Annotated in this window: 14 protein-coding genes, 9 tRNA genes and 2 rRNA genes; 21 read left to right on the forward strand and 4 right to left on the reverse strand. The window is 40.4% G+C overall.

Translation table 11 applies throughout. From position 1 onward, the window contains the following. From AC1DIV_RS20160 to rocF, 12 genes are all read left to right on the forward strand, one after another. Positions 1–102 (forward strand): 23S ribosomal RNA (locus tag AC1DIV_RS20160); the annotation flags it as partial. A 72-nt stretch (positions 103–174) separates the two neighbouring features. Next, a 5S ribosomal RNA gene (rrf, locus tag AC1DIV_RS20165) occupies positions 175–290 on the forward strand. Positions 291–334: 44 nt separating this feature from the next. Next, a tRNA-Asn gene (locus AC1DIV_RS20170) sits at positions 335–409 on the forward strand. Between the two features lie 3 nt (positions 410–412). Next, positions 413–485 (forward strand) — tRNA-Thr (locus AC1DIV_RS20175). Positions 486–517: 32 nt separating this feature from the next. Next, positions 518–592, forward strand: a tRNA-Glu gene (locus AC1DIV_RS20180). 17 nt (positions 593–609) lie between these two features. Further along, a tRNA-Val gene (locus tag AC1DIV_RS20185) sits at positions 610–685 on the forward strand. A gap of 15 nt (positions 686–700) precedes the next feature. After that, positions 701–776 (forward strand) — tRNA-Thr (locus tag AC1DIV_RS20190). An 18-nt stretch (positions 777–794) separates the two neighbouring features. After that, positions 795–878, forward strand: a tRNA-Tyr gene (locus AC1DIV_RS20195). 104 nt (positions 879–982) lie between these two features. Next, a tRNA-Gln gene (locus AC1DIV_RS20200) sits at positions 983–1,057 on the forward strand. Between the two features lie 3 nt (positions 1,058–1,060). After that, positions 1,061–1,132: transfer RNA gene (locus tag AC1DIV_RS20205), tRNA-Gly, on the forward strand. Between the two features lie 21 nt (positions 1,133–1,153). Further along, positions 1,154–1,229, forward strand: a tRNA-Ala gene (locus AC1DIV_RS20210). A 208-nt stretch (positions 1,230–1,437) separates the two neighbouring features. Next, entirely contained in the window at positions 1,438–2,340 is a 903-nt protein-coding gene (gene rocF / locus AC1DIV_RS20215) for an arginase (RefSeq protein WP_057276360.1), read from the forward strand. 137 nt (positions 2,341–2,477) lie between these two features. Here rocF and AC1DIV_RS20220 read toward each other — a convergent pair whose 3' ends face one another. After that, positions 2,478–2,663, reverse strand: a complete 186-nt coding sequence (locus AC1DIV_RS20220; RefSeq protein WP_048685725.1) for an aspartyl-phosphate phosphatase Spo0E family protein — start codon at positions 2,661–2,663, stop codon at positions 2,478–2,480. A 172-nt stretch (positions 2,664–2,835) separates the two neighbouring features. Between AC1DIV_RS20220 and sigW the strand changes: the two genes are divergently transcribed. From sigW to AC1DIV_RS20265, 9 genes are all read left to right on the forward strand, one after another. Next, positions 2,836–3,399, forward strand: coding sequence for an RNA polymerase sigma factor SigW (gene sigW / locus AC1DIV_RS20225; protein ID WP_048685727.1), 564 nt, complete (start codon positions 2,836–2,838; stop codon positions 3,397–3,399). Between the two features lie 16 nt (positions 3,400–3,415). After that, positions 3,416–4,039 carry an anti-sigma factor family protein gene (locus AC1DIV_RS20230; RefSeq protein WP_048685729.1) on the forward strand — a complete coding sequence of 208 codons (624 nt, stop codon included), beginning with the start codon at positions 3,416–3,418 and terminating at the stop codon, positions 4,037–4,039. Between the two features lie 220 nt (positions 4,040–4,259). Further along, the gene (cdaA, locus tag AC1DIV_RS20235; RefSeq protein WP_034304935.1) at positions 4,260–5,084 is read left to right on the forward strand and encodes a diadenylate cyclase CdaA; all 825 of its coding nucleotides are present in this window, start codon (positions 4,260–4,262) and stop codon (positions 5,082–5,084) included. Then, the gene (locus tag AC1DIV_RS20240; protein ID WP_477577283.1) at positions 5,077–6,444 is read left to right on the forward strand and encodes a CdaR family protein; all 1,368 of its coding nucleotides are present in this window, start codon (positions 5,077–5,079) and stop codon (positions 6,442–6,444) included. Before cdaA ends, AC1DIV_RS20240 begins: the two co-directional genes overlap by 8 nt. A gap of 56 nt (positions 6,445–6,500) precedes the next feature. Further along, positions 6,501–7,850: a phosphoglucosamine mutase gene (glmM, locus tag AC1DIV_RS20245; RefSeq protein ID WP_034304929.1), complete on the forward strand. Its 1,350-nt coding sequence runs from the start codon at positions 6,501–6,503 to the stop codon at positions 7,848–7,850. 470 nt (positions 7,851–8,320) lie between these two features. After that, a complete protein-coding gene (gene glmS, locus AC1DIV_RS20250; RefSeq protein WP_072274057.1) occupies positions 8,321–10,123 on the forward strand; it encodes a glutamine--fructose-6-phosphate transaminase (isomerizing) in 1,803 nt (600 codons plus the stop codon). Between the two features lie 322 nt (positions 10,124–10,445). Next, entirely contained in the window at positions 10,446–10,817 is a 372-nt protein-coding gene (locus tag AC1DIV_RS20255) for an iron chaperone (RefSeq protein WP_202317018.1), read from the forward strand. A 353-nt stretch (positions 10,818–11,170) separates the two neighbouring features. Next, positions 11,171–11,719 (forward strand): hypothetical protein, encoded by a 549-nt coding sequence (locus AC1DIV_RS20260; RefSeq protein ID WP_477577285.1) that lies wholly within the window; start codon positions 11,171–11,173, stop codon positions 11,717–11,719. A gap of 77 nt (positions 11,720–11,796) precedes the next feature. Next, positions 11,797–12,657 carry a CPBP family intramembrane glutamic endopeptidase gene (locus AC1DIV_RS20265; RefSeq protein WP_340878294.1) on the forward strand — a complete coding sequence of 287 codons (861 nt, stop codon included), beginning with the start codon at positions 11,797–11,799 and terminating at the stop codon, positions 12,655–12,657. A 333-nt stretch (positions 12,658–12,990) separates the two neighbouring features. Here the strand turns inward: AC1DIV_RS20265 and AC1DIV_RS20270 are convergent, their stop codons facing one another. From AC1DIV_RS20270 to AC1DIV_RS20280, 3 genes are read right to left on the reverse strand one after another with little or no spacing between them, the layout of a single operon-like run. Beyond that, positions 12,991–14,025 carry a sensor histidine kinase gene (locus AC1DIV_RS20270; protein ID WP_477577286.1) on the reverse strand — a complete coding sequence of 345 codons (1,035 nt, stop codon included), beginning with the start codon at positions 14,023–14,025 and terminating at the stop codon, positions 12,991–12,993. Next, positions 14,022–14,696, reverse strand: a complete 675-nt coding sequence (locus AC1DIV_RS20275; RefSeq protein WP_477577287.1) for a response regulator — start codon at positions 14,694–14,696, stop codon at positions 14,022–14,024. The genes AC1DIV_RS20270 and AC1DIV_RS20275 overlap by 4 nt, the downstream gene beginning before the upstream one ends. Before the next feature lie 23 nt (positions 14,697–14,719). Continuing rightward, entirely contained in the window at positions 14,720–16,477 is a 1,758-nt protein-coding gene (locus AC1DIV_RS20280) for an ABC transporter ATP-binding protein (RefSeq protein ID WP_252268224.1), read from the reverse strand. Between the last annotated feature and the right edge of the window lie 138 nt (positions 16,478–16,615).

Below are 16,615 nucleotides of genomic sequence, written 5' to 3' on the forward strand. Positions count from 1 at the left end.
GTAAGGTAAGATCCCTGAAAGATGATCAGGTTGATAGGTCAGAGGTGGAAGCATGGTGACATGTGGAGCTGACTGATACTAATAGATCGAGGACTTAACCAACGCTTTTAAAAAAATGAAATACCTTCTTATTATCTAGTTTTGAAGGAATGAATTCTTCAAAAATGAATATAGTCTGGCAATGATGGCGAAGAGGTCACACCCGTTCCCATTCCGAACACGGAAGTTAAGTTCTTCAGCGCCGATGGTAGTTGGGGGTTTCCCCCTGTGAGAGTAGGACGTTGCCAGGCTGTTCATTTAAATCTTTAATGGGTTTTAGGAAACATTATATTATTCCGCAGTAGCTCAGTGGTAGAGCATTCGGCTGTTAACCGAACGGTCGTAGGTTCGAGTCCTACCTGCGGAGCCATATGCTTCCATAGCTCAGTAGGTAGAGCACTTCCATGGTAAGGAAGAGGTCAGCGGTTCGAATCCGCTTGGGAGCTTCCCGATCTATCTATGAACAAAAAAACAGTTCGGCCCGTTGGTCAAGCGGTTAAGACACCGCCCTTTCACGGCGGTAACACGGGTTCGAATCCCGTACGGGTCACCATTTTAAATCATTAATCCGGAGGATTAGCTCAGCTGGGAGAGCATCTGCCTTACAAGCAGAGGGTCGGCGGTTCGATCCCGTCATCCTCCACCATTTTATTCTTTACTTGCCGGTGTAGCTCAACTGGTAGAGCAACTGACTTGTAATCAGTAGGTTGGGGGTTCAAGTCCTCTTGCCGGCACCATTTACAACCATATATTGCGGAGGGGTAGCGAAGTGGCTAAACGCGGCGGACTGTAAATCCGCTCCTTCGGGTTCGGCAGTTCGAATCTGCCCCCCTCCACCATTTTAATAAAATCCTGTGGATCAGTTATATATTCTCTGTATTGGGGAAATATATGATTGCCACCTTTTTATTTTGTTGTACATTAATTATTGCATATCATATATTGGGCTATAGCCAAGCGGTAAGGCAACGGATTTTGATTCCGTCATGCGAAGGTTCGATCCCTTCTAGCCCAGCCATTTGCGGAAGTAGTTCAGTGGTAGAATACAACCTTGCCAAGGTTGGGGTCGCGGGTTCGAATCCCGTCTTCCGCTTAATATATTTTAAATTCCTTAGGGGCCTTAGCTCAGCTGGGAGAGCGCCTGCCTTGCACGCAGGAGGTCAGCGGTTCGATCCCGCTAGGCTCCACCATCAACTACATACACCAAAACTTACGTCTTAAGCCAAAAATGGTTTAAGACTTTTTTTTGTTTAAGGCATAGTTGGGTAAACTAATCCCCAGAAAGATATTTTTTCACAAAAAACATATGTTATCGGAAAACGTGCATCATTATACATGGAAATGTCGAGTTGAACCAATTGGCATATACGATATAAAATGGTGGAAAGGGGGAATTGTATGTCTATTCAGAAAATTTCCGTCATCGGATTGCCTATGGACCTTGGTCAAGCAAGGCGAGGGGTGGATATGGGACCTAGTGCCATCCGCTGCGCAGAGATTGTCGAGCGTCTTGAAAAGTTGAATATAGAAGTAGAGGATTTAGGGGATATAATTGTAGGGCGTCCTGAAAATGCAGATGAGCCCGGGACAAATTTAAAAAACTTACAGCTTGTAGCAAAAGGTAACACCCAGTTAGCTACAAGAGTTGATGAAATAATAGAAGAAGGTTCCTTTCCGCTTGTATTGGGAGGAGACCATTCAATAGCGATAGGCACACTGGCAGGAGTCGCAAAGCACTATGAGAATCTAGGTGTGATTTGGTACGATGCACATGGCGATTTAAATACGGAAGATACTTCACCATCAGGAAATATACACGGGATGCCCTTGGCTGTCAGTATTGGGATTGGACATCCGGACCTGATCAATATCCATGGTTTTGCTCCAAAAGTGAAACCGGAAAACATCGTAATCATCGGAGCGAGGTCTTTGGATGAAGGGGAAAAGGAACTTATCCGTGAGAAAGGGATTAAAGTATTCACGATGCATGAGATCGACCGGTTGGGAATGACACGGGTCATGGAAGAATGCATTGATTATTTAAGGGAAAGAACGGATGGCGTCCACCTTTCACTGGATTTGGATGGAGTGGACCCAGCAGATGCACCCGGAGTCGGGACACCTGTGATTGGTGGTATAAGTTATCGGGAAAGTCATTTGGCCATGGAAATGCTTGCGGAATCCAACTTGATTACATCCGCTGAATTCGTTGAAGTGAATCCCATTTTAGATGAGCGAAATAAAACGGCAATCGTTGCCGTGGCCTTAATGGGTTCGCTATTTGGAGAAAAATTATTATAACTAATAATTAAAAGAAACAGTAACCGGCTTGTAATGGGTTACTGTTTTTTATATGCTAGAAGACGTAGGTTTATTTACCAGGGTGTATGTAACAGAAACATATCTATAGATAAATGGTTGCAATTTTCTATCCATATTCACTTAAGAGCACGTCTGTCCATGAGATCTTCATTTTTAGTTAAATGGATGTATTGAATGATTAAAGAATCCAGTTTGCTGCTAACTTCAATAACTTCATTATCCACCATCGAAGAACGGGAAGCCAAAAACATCATTTTCTGTCTGCATTGTTCAATATGGTCTAAAATTTGTTCAGTACTCATATAGAGAATCACTCCTTTGGATTTTACAATTTCTTACTATATAGCCCTGTTTTTTTTTTCTTAAACATAAAATGTAAAACTTTGTTAAAATTAATGTATTAAATTTTTGAAACCTTTCAGCTTACGATTCGTAGTAATCGTATAGCCGCATGAGCGGGGGTAATACCGGAAAATGGATGCACTCATTAAAGAGAGAATTAATCAAGTATTAAAAGGAGACCATAATGCTTTTGGGGAAATTGTCGAAATTTACAAGGACAAAGTTTTCCAAATATGTTTCAGGATGCTCGGAAACAGGCAAGAAGCAGAAGATTTGGCACAAGAGGCCTTTGTAAGGGCCTACGTGAACATTCGAAGTTTCAATATAACAATGAAATTTTCTACATGGTTATATCGGATTGCGACCAATCTTTGTATTGACCGGCTTCGCAAGAAAAAACCGGACTACTATCTGGATGCAGAGGTGGCAGGAACAGAGGGATTGAATATGTATTCCCAAATTGCATCGGATATGGCGAAACCCGAGGAAGAGGTTGAATCATTAGAACTGCAGGAAACCATTCAAGTGGAAATAATGAAATTGCCCGAGAAATACCGATCGGTAATCGTATTGAAGTATATTGAAGAGTTATCTCTAAAGGAAATCAGTGAGATACTCGATTTGCCGGTCGGTACGGTTAAGACGAGGATACATCGCGGTCGCGAAGCCTTGCGTAAACAACTACGCCATTTATAAAAAGAAGGTGAGAAAAATGAACTGCCATGAGGAAATCATTGAATATATGCATGATTATTTAGATGAGGACATCAAACCGGAGCATAAAGAAGTTTTACGGGAGCACTTGCATGACTGTGCTGAATGCCGGGATTACTTTCATGAAATGAAAAAGGCGGTCGCTCTTGTACAAAGCACTTCCCATATAAAGGCCCCGGATGATTTTACAGCGAAGGTTATGGCTCAATTGCCAAAGGAAACGAAAACAACAGGTGCCAAACGTTGGTTCAAAAGCCATCCTTTCATGACAGCGGCAGCGATGTTCATCATATTGATGACAGGATCTGTTTTTTCCACTTATAATCAGGACGAACATTTTTCAGTTTCAAAGCAGCCTAACTTAGTGGTCGAAGGTGAAACGGTTATTGTGCCTGAGGGTGAGACAATCAAGGGAAATGTGGTAGTTCAAAATGGTAATATTCAAATAGATGGTGAAGTAGAGGGAGATGTGACAGTCATAAATGGGCATAAGTATATGTCTAAAGCAGGTAATGTGACCGGAAGCATCCATGTTATTGACCAAGCTTTTGAGTGGATGTGGTATAAAGTGAAGGACACTGCAACCTCGTTGGTTCCTGCCAAAGAGGAGAAAAAGGAATAAGGAATAGAAGCTGGGCAGGGGCATCGTTTTTGATTTACGATGACTTCGCCCAGCTTTATTTTTTTAAGGAAGGGGAACCATTTTTAATGGTTCTTTTTTCCTGTGTAAATTTCTCACACTAGTTTTTAGATGAATCATTTAAAAAATGGTATACTATTAAGGTTATTGTAAATAAAGATTGTAATTGGTATTTGGAGTAATACTGACTGGAGGAAACAACATGTCTTTAACCAATTTGACTGTTTGGGACTATGTAGTAAATTTCATTGATATTCTCCTTGTATGGTTTGTGATATATAAATTGTTAACTATTATTCGAGGCACGAAGGCTATTCAGCTGCTAAAAGGAATTTTTGTAATTGTCATTGTAAAAAGCTTAAGCAACCTGTTTGGTTTCAATACACTCGGATGGTTAATGGCACAAGTCATGAATTGGGGAGTATTGGCAATTCTCGTCATTTTTCAACCTGAACTGAGAAGGGCACTTGAACAATTAGGACGCGGGAAGCTCTTTGCAAGGGGCACCGTTCCAGAAGAGAATCAGCAAGAGCGTTTAGTCGAGGAAATCCTAAAGGCGTCCACCTATATGGCAAAAAGGCGGATTGGTGCCTTGATTACGATAGAAAAAGGTACGGAGCTGGGGGATTATGTTGAAACGGGGATACCTCTGAAATCCTATATTTCTTCAGAACTGCTCATTAATATCTTCATCCCTAATACGCCGCTCCATGATGGCGCAGTTATTTTACAAAATAACCAGGTGGCAGCTGCAGCTTGCTATTTGCCATTATCAGAGAGTCCATTCATATCAAAGGAACTTGGCACACGGCATAGGGCAGCCATAGGCATGAGTGAAGTTACGGATAGTCTGACGATCGTCGTATCAGAAGAAACGGGAGGAATATCCGTCACTAAAAACGGGGAACTTTACCGGGATTTGAATCAAGAATCATTTAGGGCCATGCTTACAAGTGAACTGGTAGTGGAAAATATCAAATCAACTTCCTCAAGCATCTTTAACTGGAGGGGGAAAAAGAATGGATAAATTCACCAATAGCGCTTGGTTTATGAGAATCGTAGCTTTTGCCTTGGCAGCACTTTTGTTCATTTCCATTAACTTTGAGATGGAGTCGGATAAAAAATCCCTTGGTTTATCGACTGCCCCTGAAATCAGTACGGAGACCATTGAAAATGTACCGGTTGAAGTGTACTATGACCGCGAGAATCTAGTGGTGAGCGGGGTGCCTGAGACAGTTGATGTTACTCTAAAGGGAGCAAAAAGCCTATTGATTAATGCGAAAAACCAAAGGGATTTTAAAGTGTATGTAGACCTTTCTGATCCTGCAATCTCAATGGGGGATAGAACTGTCACATTTAAAATAAGTGAGTTGAATGAAAAGTTAGTGGCGACGATCGATCCGGAATATGCGGAAGTCAACGTTCAGGAACGGGTGACGAAGGAATTCTCCGTTGAAGCCGAGTATAACAGCTCTTTACTTGAAGAGGGGTATACAGCTGGTCAGCCAACAGTCAGCCCGAAAACTGTTAAAATAACGGGTGCTAAAGATGCAATTGAACAAATCTCCTATGTAAAGGCAAATCTTGAAATAAGTAAGGGACTTAACGAAACGGTGAACAGTAAGGCAACCGTTAAAGCCTTGGACAGGGATTTGAATAAGCTGGATGTGACGATCGAGCCATCTTCTGTTGCCGTTTCCTTAAAAGTGAGCATTCCTTCCAAGACGGTGTCGATAGCACCGAAGCAAACCGGCAAGGCAAAGGATGGCATCAGGATCACGAGTATAAGCGTCGATCCAAAAGAGGTCACCTTATTTGGTTCGGAAACGAGCCTGGAGAAAATAGATGAAATAAATCTTCCTGTAAATATCTCGAAAATTGATGGTGATACAGAACTGGAACTCGATCTTAATAAACCGGATAGTGTACAAAAAATGTCCTTGGGTAAGGCGCAGGTCAAGATTCGTACAGAAAAAGTTGATGTAGATGAAGAGAATGCGGAGCCAGTCGTGGAAGAGGAAGAACCAGAAACCGAACAAAAACAAGAAGAACAAATAGTCGAAGAAAAACCAGAACCAGAAGAAGAAGATGAAGCGGCTGCCATTGAGTCCAAAACTTTCAACGATATACAAATAGTTCCTGTGGGCATACGGGATGACCAAGATGCCGAATTGGAATCCGATGTAACCAGCATCACTTTGCTTGGTGAGGCGGATGATTTGAAGAAAATAACTAAAGACGACATTAATCTTACAGTAGATGTGAGTAATTTAGATGAAGGTACGCATGATGTGGATCTGGCGGTAACAGTGCCTGAGGGAGTGGAATGGGAACTGGATTCTAAAACGGTTTCGGTCACCATCACACAAAAAGACGAAGAGACATGACCTTCCTTTAACATCATCATTAAATTCAGTAACGATTCGAAGAAGGAGCGATAAAGATGGGTAAATATTTTGGAACAGACGGAGTAAGGGGTATAGCGAATAGCGAGTTAACACCGGAGTTGGCATTTAAACTAGGCCGTTTTGGTGGCTACGTCCTTACTAGAAATACAGAAAAACCCAAAGTGCTTATAGGGCGCGATACTCGTATTTCAGGTGAAATGCTGGAAGGTGCGCTTGTTGCAGGTCTTTTATCCATTGGGGCTGAAGTGATGCGCCTGGGTGTCATTTCGACACCGGGAGTAGCCTATTTAACAAAGGCCTTAAGTGCTGAAGCAGGTGTCATGATTTCCGCTTCGCATAATCCGGTAGCGGATAATGGCATTAAATTCTTTGGACCGGATGGGTTTAAGTTATCCGATGATCAAGAAGCGGAAATTGAAGCACTATTAGATAAGGAAAAGGATGAGCTTCCACGCCCGGTTGGCGGAGATTTAGGCCATTTGAACGATTATTTCGAAGGAGGGCAAAAGTATCTCCAGTATTTGAAACAATCAGTGGATGAAGATTTTACAGGCATTCATGTTGCTCTTGATTGTGCACATGGGGCTACATCTGCCTTGGCCATGCATTTGTTTGCAGATCTTGATGCAGACATCTCTACAATGGGGGCATCGCCCAATGGCTTGAACATTAATGATAAGGTAGGTTCCACCCACCCTGAGGCACTTGCTGAATTCTTAAAAGAAAAAGGTGCGGATGTTGGGCTTGCATTTGATGGCGACGGAGACCGCGTCATTGCAATAGATGAAAAAGGTAATATAGTGGACGGCGACCAAATCATGTATATCTGTGCGAAATACTTGAAAGATAATAACCGTTTGAAACAGGGAACAGTGGTTTCTACGATCATGAGTAACCTTGGTTTTTATAAAGGTCTTGAAGAGCATGGTATACAAAGCGCCCAAACGGCAGTGGGGGATCGCTATGTGGTCGAGGAGATGCGTAAAGGCGGCTATAACCTTGGCGGAGAGCAATCCGGACATATCATCTTCCTGGACTATAACACGACAGGAGATGGCTTATTGACGGGCTTGCAGCTTGTGAACATCATGAGCGACACCCAAAAAACCTTATCCGAGCTCGCTGGAGAGATGAAGAAATATCCACAAACGCTGATCAATGTCAGAGTTACCGATAAACACGCTGTAACAGATAATGAAAAGGTACAGGAAGTCATCAAGGCAGTCGAAGGGGAAATGAACGGAAACGGTCGCATTTTGGTGAGACCATCCGGTACTGAACCTCTAGTCCGTGTTATGGCTGAAGCACCGACAGCTGAGGAATGCACTAATTATGTAGATCGCATCGTCGCAGTTGTAAGAGCGGAAATGGGAATGAACGAATAACTAATCCTATGCATAAAAGGAACGAAATTTCCTTTTATGCATATTTTATTTTTATAAAGAAGTCTTTTTTGTTGGTAAAGGTAATAAAGAATTGACCTATGTCCCTTGTTTAAGGTATGATTATCCTGATTTACAACTCATTTTCTAAAAATGGTTGTTCTAAAAAGGAGGGTAGGCAAGGAGAGAATGGATTCACAAAAGCGCCTGAACTAAGTCTGGACGAGAAATGACTTAGTTGACGAGGAGGAGGTTTATCGAATGATCGGCGGATACCTCCCGGCTGAAGTGCACAGCCGCAGTAATTCCAATCTTAAAACAGTAGGGCAACTTACTGCACAAAGGGTCGGAAATGCACAATGGGAAAAAGTGCTTTAGGGCATTTCCTTTATAAAAATATATATCAGAGATGAGGGGGCAGGGATGCCCCCGTGCATTCCTGTTCCCTCGAATCGGTTGGAGGAACAGAAATTATGTGTGGAATTGTTGGATATATTGGACTTAACGATGCAAAGGAAATTTTATTAAAAGGTCTTGAAAAACTTGAATACCGCGGTTATGACTCTTCAGGGATTGCTGTGAGAAATGAAGCAGGAGTGACAATCTTTAAGGAAAAGGGAAGAATCGCGGACTTACGAGCAGCCGTGGATGAAAATACTATGGCGCATACTGGAATAGGACATACGCGCTGGGCTACACATGGTGTGCCAAGCCGTGAAAATGCCCATCCTCACCAAAGTAATTCAGGTCGATTGACTTTAGTTCATAATGGGGTCATTGAAAACTATGCGATTCTAAAACGTGAATATTTGAAGGATGTTGCCTTTAAAAGTGAAACGGATACGGAAGTCATCGTTCAACTCATAGAGAAGTTTGTGAACGAGGGCATGGAAGTGGAAGAGGCGTTCCGTCAAACACTCACTCTATTAGAGGGTTCATATGCCATTGCCCTATTGGATGCTGAAAATGATGAAACCATCTTAGTCGCCAAAAATAAAAGCCCGCTGCTGATCGGTGTCGGAAAAGACTTTAACGTTGTCGCTTCGGATGCAATGGCGATGCTGCAAGTCACAGATCAATTCCTTGAACTGATGGATAAGGAAATGGTTATCGTGACAAATGAAGAGGTAACGATCAAGAACCTTTCCAACGAAGAAGTCATGCGTGCTCCTTACACGGCTGAACTGGATGCAAGTGATATTGAAAAAGGTACGTATCCTCACTATATGCTCAAGGAAGTCGACGAGCAGCCAGCCGTAATACGTAAAATCATTCAAGCATACCAAAATGAAGAAGGTAAACTTGCAATCGACTATAACATTACTGAAGCCGTAAGTGAGGCTGACCGTATTTATATCATCGCTTGCGGAACCAGCTATCATGCAGGGTTGATTGGTAAGCAATTCATCGAAAAAATGACTGAAATTCCGGTTGAGGTCCATGTGGCATCGGAATTCACTTACAATATGCCGTTATTATCGAAAAAACCGCTATTCATCTTCATTTCACAAAGTGGTGAAACTGCAGATAGCCGTGCCGTGTTAGTGTCCATCAAAGCGCTTGGTCATAAAGCCCTGACCATCACGAACGTACCTGGCTCTACATTGTCACGTGAGGCGGATTATACGCTCTTGCTGCATGCTGGTCCTGAAATTGCCGTAGCCTCTACAAAGGCCTACACAGCCCAAGTGGCAGTCTTATCCATCTTGGCGAATGTAACTGGCCAATTCCGTAACATGGAGTACGGTTTCGACCTTGTAAAAGAGCTTGGAATCGTTGCGACGGCTATGGAAGCCCTATGTGATTCGAAAGAAGAGATGGAAGACATCGCCCGTGAATATTTGTCCGTTACGAGAAACTGCTTCTTCATCGGCCGTTCCCTTGACTACTATGTTGTACTTGAAGGGGCACTTAAGCTGAAGGAGATTTCTTACATCCAGGCTGAAGGCTTTGCTGGCGGAGAGCTTAAACATGGAACGATTGCCTTGATTGAAGAAGGTACACCTGTCATAGCCCTTGCTACTCAAGCAGGCGTCAACCTAAGCATCCGTGGTAATGTGAAGGAAGTGGTTGCCCGTGGCGCCAACCCTTGCATCATTTCCATGAAGGGTCTGGAAGAAGAGGATGACCGTTTCGTCATCCCGGAAGTGAATGAACTATTAACACCCCTTATCTCTGTTATCCCGCTGCAGCTCATTGCCTACTACGCAGCCTTGCACCGCGAATGTGACGTGGATAAACCGCGTAATCTTGCGAAAAGTGTAACGGTTGAGTAAGTTGGAATGAATGCAATGTAGATTATAAAAAGTTGCGAAGCTTTACCCCTTTGGCTATGATTAGCCAAAGGGGTATTTTTTATGTTTAAAACAACGAGAACCTCTCAAGTTGACAAGTGGATTAGAAGACCGAGGTAATAAGAATCGGTGGCAGTCTAATGCAATCTATCAAATTCATCATTTGGTAGTCATGGCACCCATTAGAGCAATGTTAATGATCTTCCTATGGTGCATTGTTGAAAGAAACCCATATTGGCATTAAATTTAGGTGATGTTGAAAATGAAGTCTTCATAAAAATTTTTTAATTTAGGAGAGAATAGCATGGAAGTCTTTGCAGAGTTTTTAGCGAATATTGATAACCCGCAACATAGGGAACGAACGGAAGAAGTCCTGGCTTGGGTAACTAAGAAATTTCCACATCTAATGCCGAAGATTGCGTGGAATCAGCCTATGTTTACCGATCATGACACATATATTATTGGCTTTAGCGTAGCCAAACATCATTTGGCTGTTGCCCCTGAAAAGGCAGGGATCGATCATTTCTCTGATGAAATCGTGCAGGCTGGCTATGATCACACCAAGCAGTTGGTACGTATCAAGTGGGACAGTCCGGTTGATTACCCATTACTTGAGAAAATGATAGAGTATAATATTTTTGATAAAGCAGACTGTTCAACTTTTTGGCGGAAATAAATAAAAATCGGAGGGCTGAATCTCTATTAAAGTGGCCATTATTCGGGGTTCTGTCAATATTAGAAGTGAAACGATGTGGTCCTGAAGTTATAAGCTCTCCATATATGCCGCCTGATCTAGCTCCATAGGCAAAAAGGCAGATTCTCCATCCTTAATGACCTTACCTTTACGGTTGCGACTCCATAAATAGTTTAAGTTCAAAAAAAGCACAAGGAGTTCCAAATTTGGAACTCCTTGTGCTTTTGTTTTTTGATAAAATCGAGATAACAAATATTACAACCAAACTACTTTAAATATTAAATCAAAAATTCATAACGGGTATCTAAGGAAAAAATATTAGGTGGGGTGAAGAAATGAAGAAGTTACTATACCTTTTTATATTAATAATTCCTGTATTTTGGTTTGGATTTAATCCCATATCAACCTTTGCAAGTTCTCCAACTGAATTAAAAGAGGAAAGCCAATCAGTTGAGTTTCTGACAGAGTATACAACTCAATCAGACTCTTATGTACCTTTAGGCCAAGAAATACCTATACTTGTAGATGAAAAAACAGGAGAGGTGACGAATAATAGAATTGGTATATCTCCAGTGTGTGCTACTTGTAATCAGTATACTTGGAAAACAGCCACAGATAAACGACAATCAAGTGTCTTTCACAAAAAAGTGACTGATACTACAAACTGGAGTCTTAACCTTACCTTCAAGGTGGAGATAGCTGGTAAATTAGTTATTTCTGGTGGGGGAGAAAAGGTATATTCGGCAACGAAAAAATGGAACCAATACAAAGAAACATGGAAATTGACTGGAACTCTAAAAACATATAGTCCAACTGGTAATTTGATAAAAACAGAGCAAAGAAATGCAACTTACATTAAGTATAAAAAAGTGGCAATAAAATAAGTTGAAAAAAGTGCAAATACAAACCCTTATTCTAAAAAATGGCTTCTTTGAAATTATTGTATAACAAAGGGGTAAGAATGGATACTGATATTAAGCAAACACATCGCTTTATATTATATATAACAATACTAATTATGATTATTTTTCCTTTTGCCCAACTTACATTGCAAGAACTTTTTTTGCAAATAAACAAACAATTATTTTTCTTTATAAGTAAACTGGTTATTATCTATGTTCTTTTTCTTTTCTTAAAAAAGAAAAAAATAACCTTATCGAGCATTAGGCTTAATAAGGTACATATTAAATATATTCTTCTTGGTATTTTAATGGGGAGTATAGCTCACATGCTAACTGTGTTTTTTGGTAGGACCCAACATTATCTACTAACGGACGAATGGCTTACTGCTGAAAAAATTGTTGGTACACTTATGGAGAGTAGTAAAAACATAAGTTTTTACAGCATTATGATGATTGGCTTTTCAGTGGCGATTAGTGAAGAAGTTCTTTTTAGGGGTATATTATTAAAACAATATCAGAGAATGAACATAAAATCGGCCATAATTTTAAGTGCTTTTATTTTTAGCATTTATCATATGACGGTAGGGAATTTTGTTTTTGCATTTGTAATGGGTATTTCTCTTGCACTATTAACTATCTATACCGGGAGTATCGTCCCGGCTATCTTTTTTCACTTTTTGGTGAATGAAATAATGAGGATCATCATGCATTTCCCAGAAAAGGTTACTGAAACTTATTTTCAGGTAATGGTGTCGCCAATTACTACCATAACAGGTTTAATATTTTTTCTATCTATATTAACTTTTCTATTTATAAAGGTAAGAAAAAATAATCAATTTCAAAGTGAAAAAGTTAAATTCTTTGATGGATATATTATTTTGTTGTTTTTGATGTATGTTCTTTTCCTAACAATAAAATAAAGTTTAATCAAAGATAATACAGGTATTATAACGATTTAATTTAAGAGAAATGTCCATATTTATTGCCACCAACAATTTTTCCGGCTTGTTAATCGTTGGGTATCAAATTCGTTTTTTGTACCCAACGTTTATAATATAAGTAATACTAGCATCATTAAATTATCCAATTCCTATTTCAATCTTTGAGGAAGTTTCCGCAAAATATCACTCAATCGCCTGCTTTTAGTAGAAGTGTTGATATTACAATATAATCATCAACGAACGGGCAGTGTTTTTAAAAAAAGCAGCAGCATGAATGATTTATAAAAAGGTTTTTAACAATCACAAAACCCTTCACGAAATAGGAAGCAGAATGGTGAAGGTCGTTCCCTTTTCGAGTTCGCTTTTCACGGATATGGTCCCTTCATGCATCTCTATAATCTTTTTCACGATAGATAGTCCTAAACCGCTGCCGCTTTTTGAGCGTTCCCTTGCCAGGTCGGCTTTATAGAATCGCTCGAATATATGGAACTGGTCGGTTTCGGAAATGCCGATTCCATTGTCGGATATCGTTATGGATGCCAGGTCATCAATCTGTTGTAATCGAATCGTGATCTTTCCGCGATGGCGGGTGAATTTGATGCTATTGTGTATTAAATTTGTCCATACTTGGCTCATCAAATCCTGGTCTGCCACTATTGGAATCTTTTCCAAGGTTATATCCAATTCGAGTTCTTTGTCCGACCAGGCGGGTTCACAAGCCAAAATAATGGTCCGTATTTGCTGATCCAGCCGGAAATCTGTCCTTTCAAAAGGATGATGCTCGGATTCAAGGGATGTAAGCTTTAGAAGGTTATCACTTAATTTGGATAATCTCCTGCTCTCTGTCTCTATTATATGAAGATAATGATTTCGTTCTTCGATTGTCAGCTTATTAAATTGAAGTGCTTGGGCAAATCCTACAATGGAGGTAAGGGGCGACTGTATTTCATGTGAGACGTTAGAGATGAACTCCTGCCGCATTTCTTCCATTTGCTTCAATTGTTTGGCCATGTGATTGAAGTGGTTAATGATTTCGGTCATTTCGTTTCTTTTGTCCATATTAAAATCCAGTTGTACATTATAATCGCCATTTGCTATTTTCCTTAAGGCATCTATGATCTCAAGGTAAATATTTACCCGTTTATTATGATGGATAGCATGGATAAGGTGACCAATTAATATCATGATTGCGATGCTTGTCACGATTGTAGCCAGATACCGAACATAATTGGTTAACCTTAAGGGCAAAAGCTCAATGATATAGTACCCGGCGGAAAAGGAAATTGAAATAAACGTTACAAAAAACAGCATGCCAAGCATTTGTTTGAAAAATCGATTGCCTCTCATCTCGTTATCTCCAAACGGTAGCCCAATCCCCAGATCGTTTTAATCCGGAAGGGGAATTCCGATTCAGGAAACCGTTCCCTCACTCTTTTTATATGAACATCGACAGTTCGTTCATCACCTTCATAATCATAGCCCCAAATATCTTCGATAAGATCTTCCCTGGAAAAAGTTTTTCCAGGATAGCTTGCTAATTTAAACAGCAATTCGAATTCTTTTAATGGAATCGTATATTCCTGTTCTTTGAATGACATTTCATGCGTGTTACGATTCATCTTTAATTCGCCGATATTTAATGTTTGTGAAATAGTGATTTTATACCGTTTTAATAATGCCTTTATTCTAAGAACCAATTCGATCGGTTCAAATGGCTTTACAAGATAATCATCTGCCCCAAGCCCGAATCCTTTTACTTTTTGTGTTGTTTCCCCTTTTGCAGTCAGCATTAAAATGGGGATATCACTAAATTCCCGTAACTCTTTGCATAATTGCCATCCATCCATGTTAGGCATCATAATATCGATGACTGCCAAATCGATTTTCACTTTTTCCATTACTTTTAATGCCTGTATTCCATCTGACGCTTCATATAGATCAAAGCCTTCTTTTCTTAACAATAGGTTTATAAGTTCGCGAATATGTGCATCATCATCGACTATCAATATTTTTGTCATCCTTCTTCTTTCCTTTCGGCGAATTAGGCCAGTTCAAGCTTGTGCAACTGCTGTTCAGCAAATTCGCGATATAATGAGTGCGTATTATATAGCTCTTTATGTGTTCCGCTGCCTGTTATTTTCCCTTTTTCAAGGAAGATGATTTGATCCGAACTGATAACGGTCGATAGGCGGTGGGCGATGACTATTGTTGTTCTTCCTTTCATTAAATGATTTAATGCCTGTTGAACCACTTTTTCTGATTTGCTGTCCAGGCTGGAGGTAGCTTCATCCAGCATTAATATTTTCGGGTTTCTTAAAAATGCACGGGCGATTGCAATTCTTTGTCTTTGACCGCCTGATAATTTCATGCCCCTTTCACCGACCTCTGTATCATATCCGTTCGGAAGCTCAGAAATGAATTGATCTGCATACGCCATTTTAGCCACTTGATTTAATTCTTCATCTGTTATATCCCGATCGATGCCATAACAAATATTATCTCGAATTGTACCGGATACAATCGGGCTTTCTTGTGAAACATATCCAATCTGGCTTCTCCATGAAAGCAGTGTGAAATCATTTATGGATGTCCCGCCTATGGATATGGATCCTTCCTGTGGTTTGTAGAAACGCTCGAATAATGAAAAAAGGGTCGTTTTTCCGCTGCCGCTTGGGCCGACTATTGCAGTGACCTTACCGGCCTCAACGTTAAAGCTTATATCTTTAAGTACCTGTTCTCCATTATTGTAACTATAGTTCAGGTGATCCACGCTGATAGATTGACTCATATTTTGAACGGGCTGCTTCGCATCTTCTTCCTCCACAGAATCCAGAATGGAAATGATGCGCTCTGTTGCACCTGTTGCTTTTTGGAATTGGGTAAAGAAACTGGCCAATTGAGCCATTGGCATGATTATTTGGAAAAGATACATGATGAATGCAACTAGAGCTCCAGCAGTCAGTGCTCCTGAAGAAACACGCATTCCCCCATAACCTAAAATCAGGACGAGTAATGCCATCATGACAAAACTCATTAGCGGCGCAATCAACGCTTGGATTTTTGCCTCTTTTAATCCGAATTGAAATAATTTCTGGATTCCTTTTTGGCCATTTTGATATTCCAAAGCTTCTGCATTTGATGCTTTAACAAGACGTATTTCCGTTAGAACCTGCTGAAGGACTGCGGTGAAGCTTGCTGTCTCGTCCTGCATCCCTTTTGATATTTTGTGCATTTTTTTCCCTAGCGGCATTAATATCAAAACAGAGAGTGGAATTGCAGTGAACATCAATAATGTCATTTTCCAATCCAGTACGAATAACACGATCATGGAACCTACGATGGAAATGATTCCTGTAACGAAATTAGAGAGATGTTCAGAGATTAATCCCTTCACTACAGTTGTATCATTTGTCATTCGGCTGACTGTTTCCCCCGATGGATGATCATCAAAATAACTCACGGGTAATACGAGTAATTTTTTCCATAGTTGATCGCGGATACCTGCCACTACGGATTGACCGATCCGATTTAATAAATAGATGGAAAATCCACTGGCCAATGCTTGAACAATGATGGCAAAAACGAGAAGTGTGATCCTTTCAGCGTTTAGTGAACTGACTGAAAAATCATTGATTAGATTTTTTGTGAATAATGGGACTAATAAAGCTACACCTGTTGTGCCTAGGCTTAATGCTAATGCTATCCCTATCATTAGTTTGGAAGGCTTCGTTTGTTGAACCAATCGAATGAACTGGCGCCATCCTTTTTGTTTTTTTGCTTCTGACATATGTAAATACATCCTTTCTCGATTTTCATTACAGAGAAGTATATAAAGAAGTTATGAATTGAATATGAACGAGTATTAGTTATTCCACGAAAATTTTGGTGAACCTTTTCTGAATGATAAATTGAAAAAATATGGCAGACACTTAAAATA

Source organism: Peribacillus sp. 05N428 (assembly GCF_056397085.1).

Excerpts from the sequence above, each read along its gene's own strand:
- rocF (WP_057276360.1), top strand. The coding sequence starts at position 1,438 with ATGTCTATTCAGAAAATTTCCGTCATCGGATTGCCTATGGACCTTGGT.
- AC1DIV_RS20220 (WP_048685725.1), bottom strand. The coding sequence starts at position 2,663 with ATGAGTACTGAACAAATTTTAGACCATATTGAACAATGCAGACAGAAA.
- sigW (WP_048685727.1), top strand. The coding sequence starts at position 2,836 with ATGGATGCACTCATTAAAGAGAGAATTAATCAAGTATTAAAAGGAGAC.
- AC1DIV_RS20230 (WP_048685729.1), top strand. The coding sequence starts at position 3,416 with ATGAACTGCCATGAGGAAATCATTGAATATATGCATGATTATTTAGAT.
- cdaA (WP_034304935.1), top strand. The coding sequence starts at position 4,260 with ATGTCTTTAACCAATTTGACTGTTTGGGACTATGTAGTAAATTTCATT.
- AC1DIV_RS20240 (WP_477577283.1), top strand. The coding sequence starts at position 5,077 with ATGGATAAATTCACCAATAGCGCTTGGTTTATGAGAATCGTAGCTTTT.
- glmM (WP_034304929.1), top strand. The coding sequence starts at position 6,501 with ATGGGTAAATATTTTGGAACAGACGGAGTAAGGGGTATAGCGAATAGC.
- glmS (WP_072274057.1), top strand. The coding sequence starts at position 8,321 with ATGTGTGGAATTGTTGGATATATTGGACTTAACGATGCAAAGGAAATT.
- AC1DIV_RS20255 (WP_202317018.1), top strand. The coding sequence starts at position 10,446 with ATGGAAGTCTTTGCAGAGTTTTTAGCGAATATTGATAACCCGCAACAT.
- AC1DIV_RS20260 (WP_477577285.1), top strand. The coding sequence starts at position 11,171 with ATGAAGAAGTTACTATACCTTTTTATATTAATAATTCCTGTATTTTGG.
- AC1DIV_RS20265 (WP_340878294.1), top strand. The coding sequence starts at position 11,797 with ATGGATACTGATATTAAGCAAACACATCGCTTTATATTATATATAACA.
- AC1DIV_RS20270 (WP_477577286.1), bottom strand. The coding sequence starts at position 14,025 with ATGAGAGGCAATCGATTTTTCAAACAAATGCTTGGCATGCTGTTTTTT.
- AC1DIV_RS20275 (WP_477577287.1), bottom strand. The coding sequence starts at position 14,696 with ATGACAAAAATATTGATAGTCGATGATGATGCACATATTCGCGAACTT.
- AC1DIV_RS20280 (WP_252268224.1), bottom strand. The coding sequence starts at position 16,477 with ATGTATTTACATATGTCAGAAGCAAAAAAACAAAAAGGATGGCGCCAG.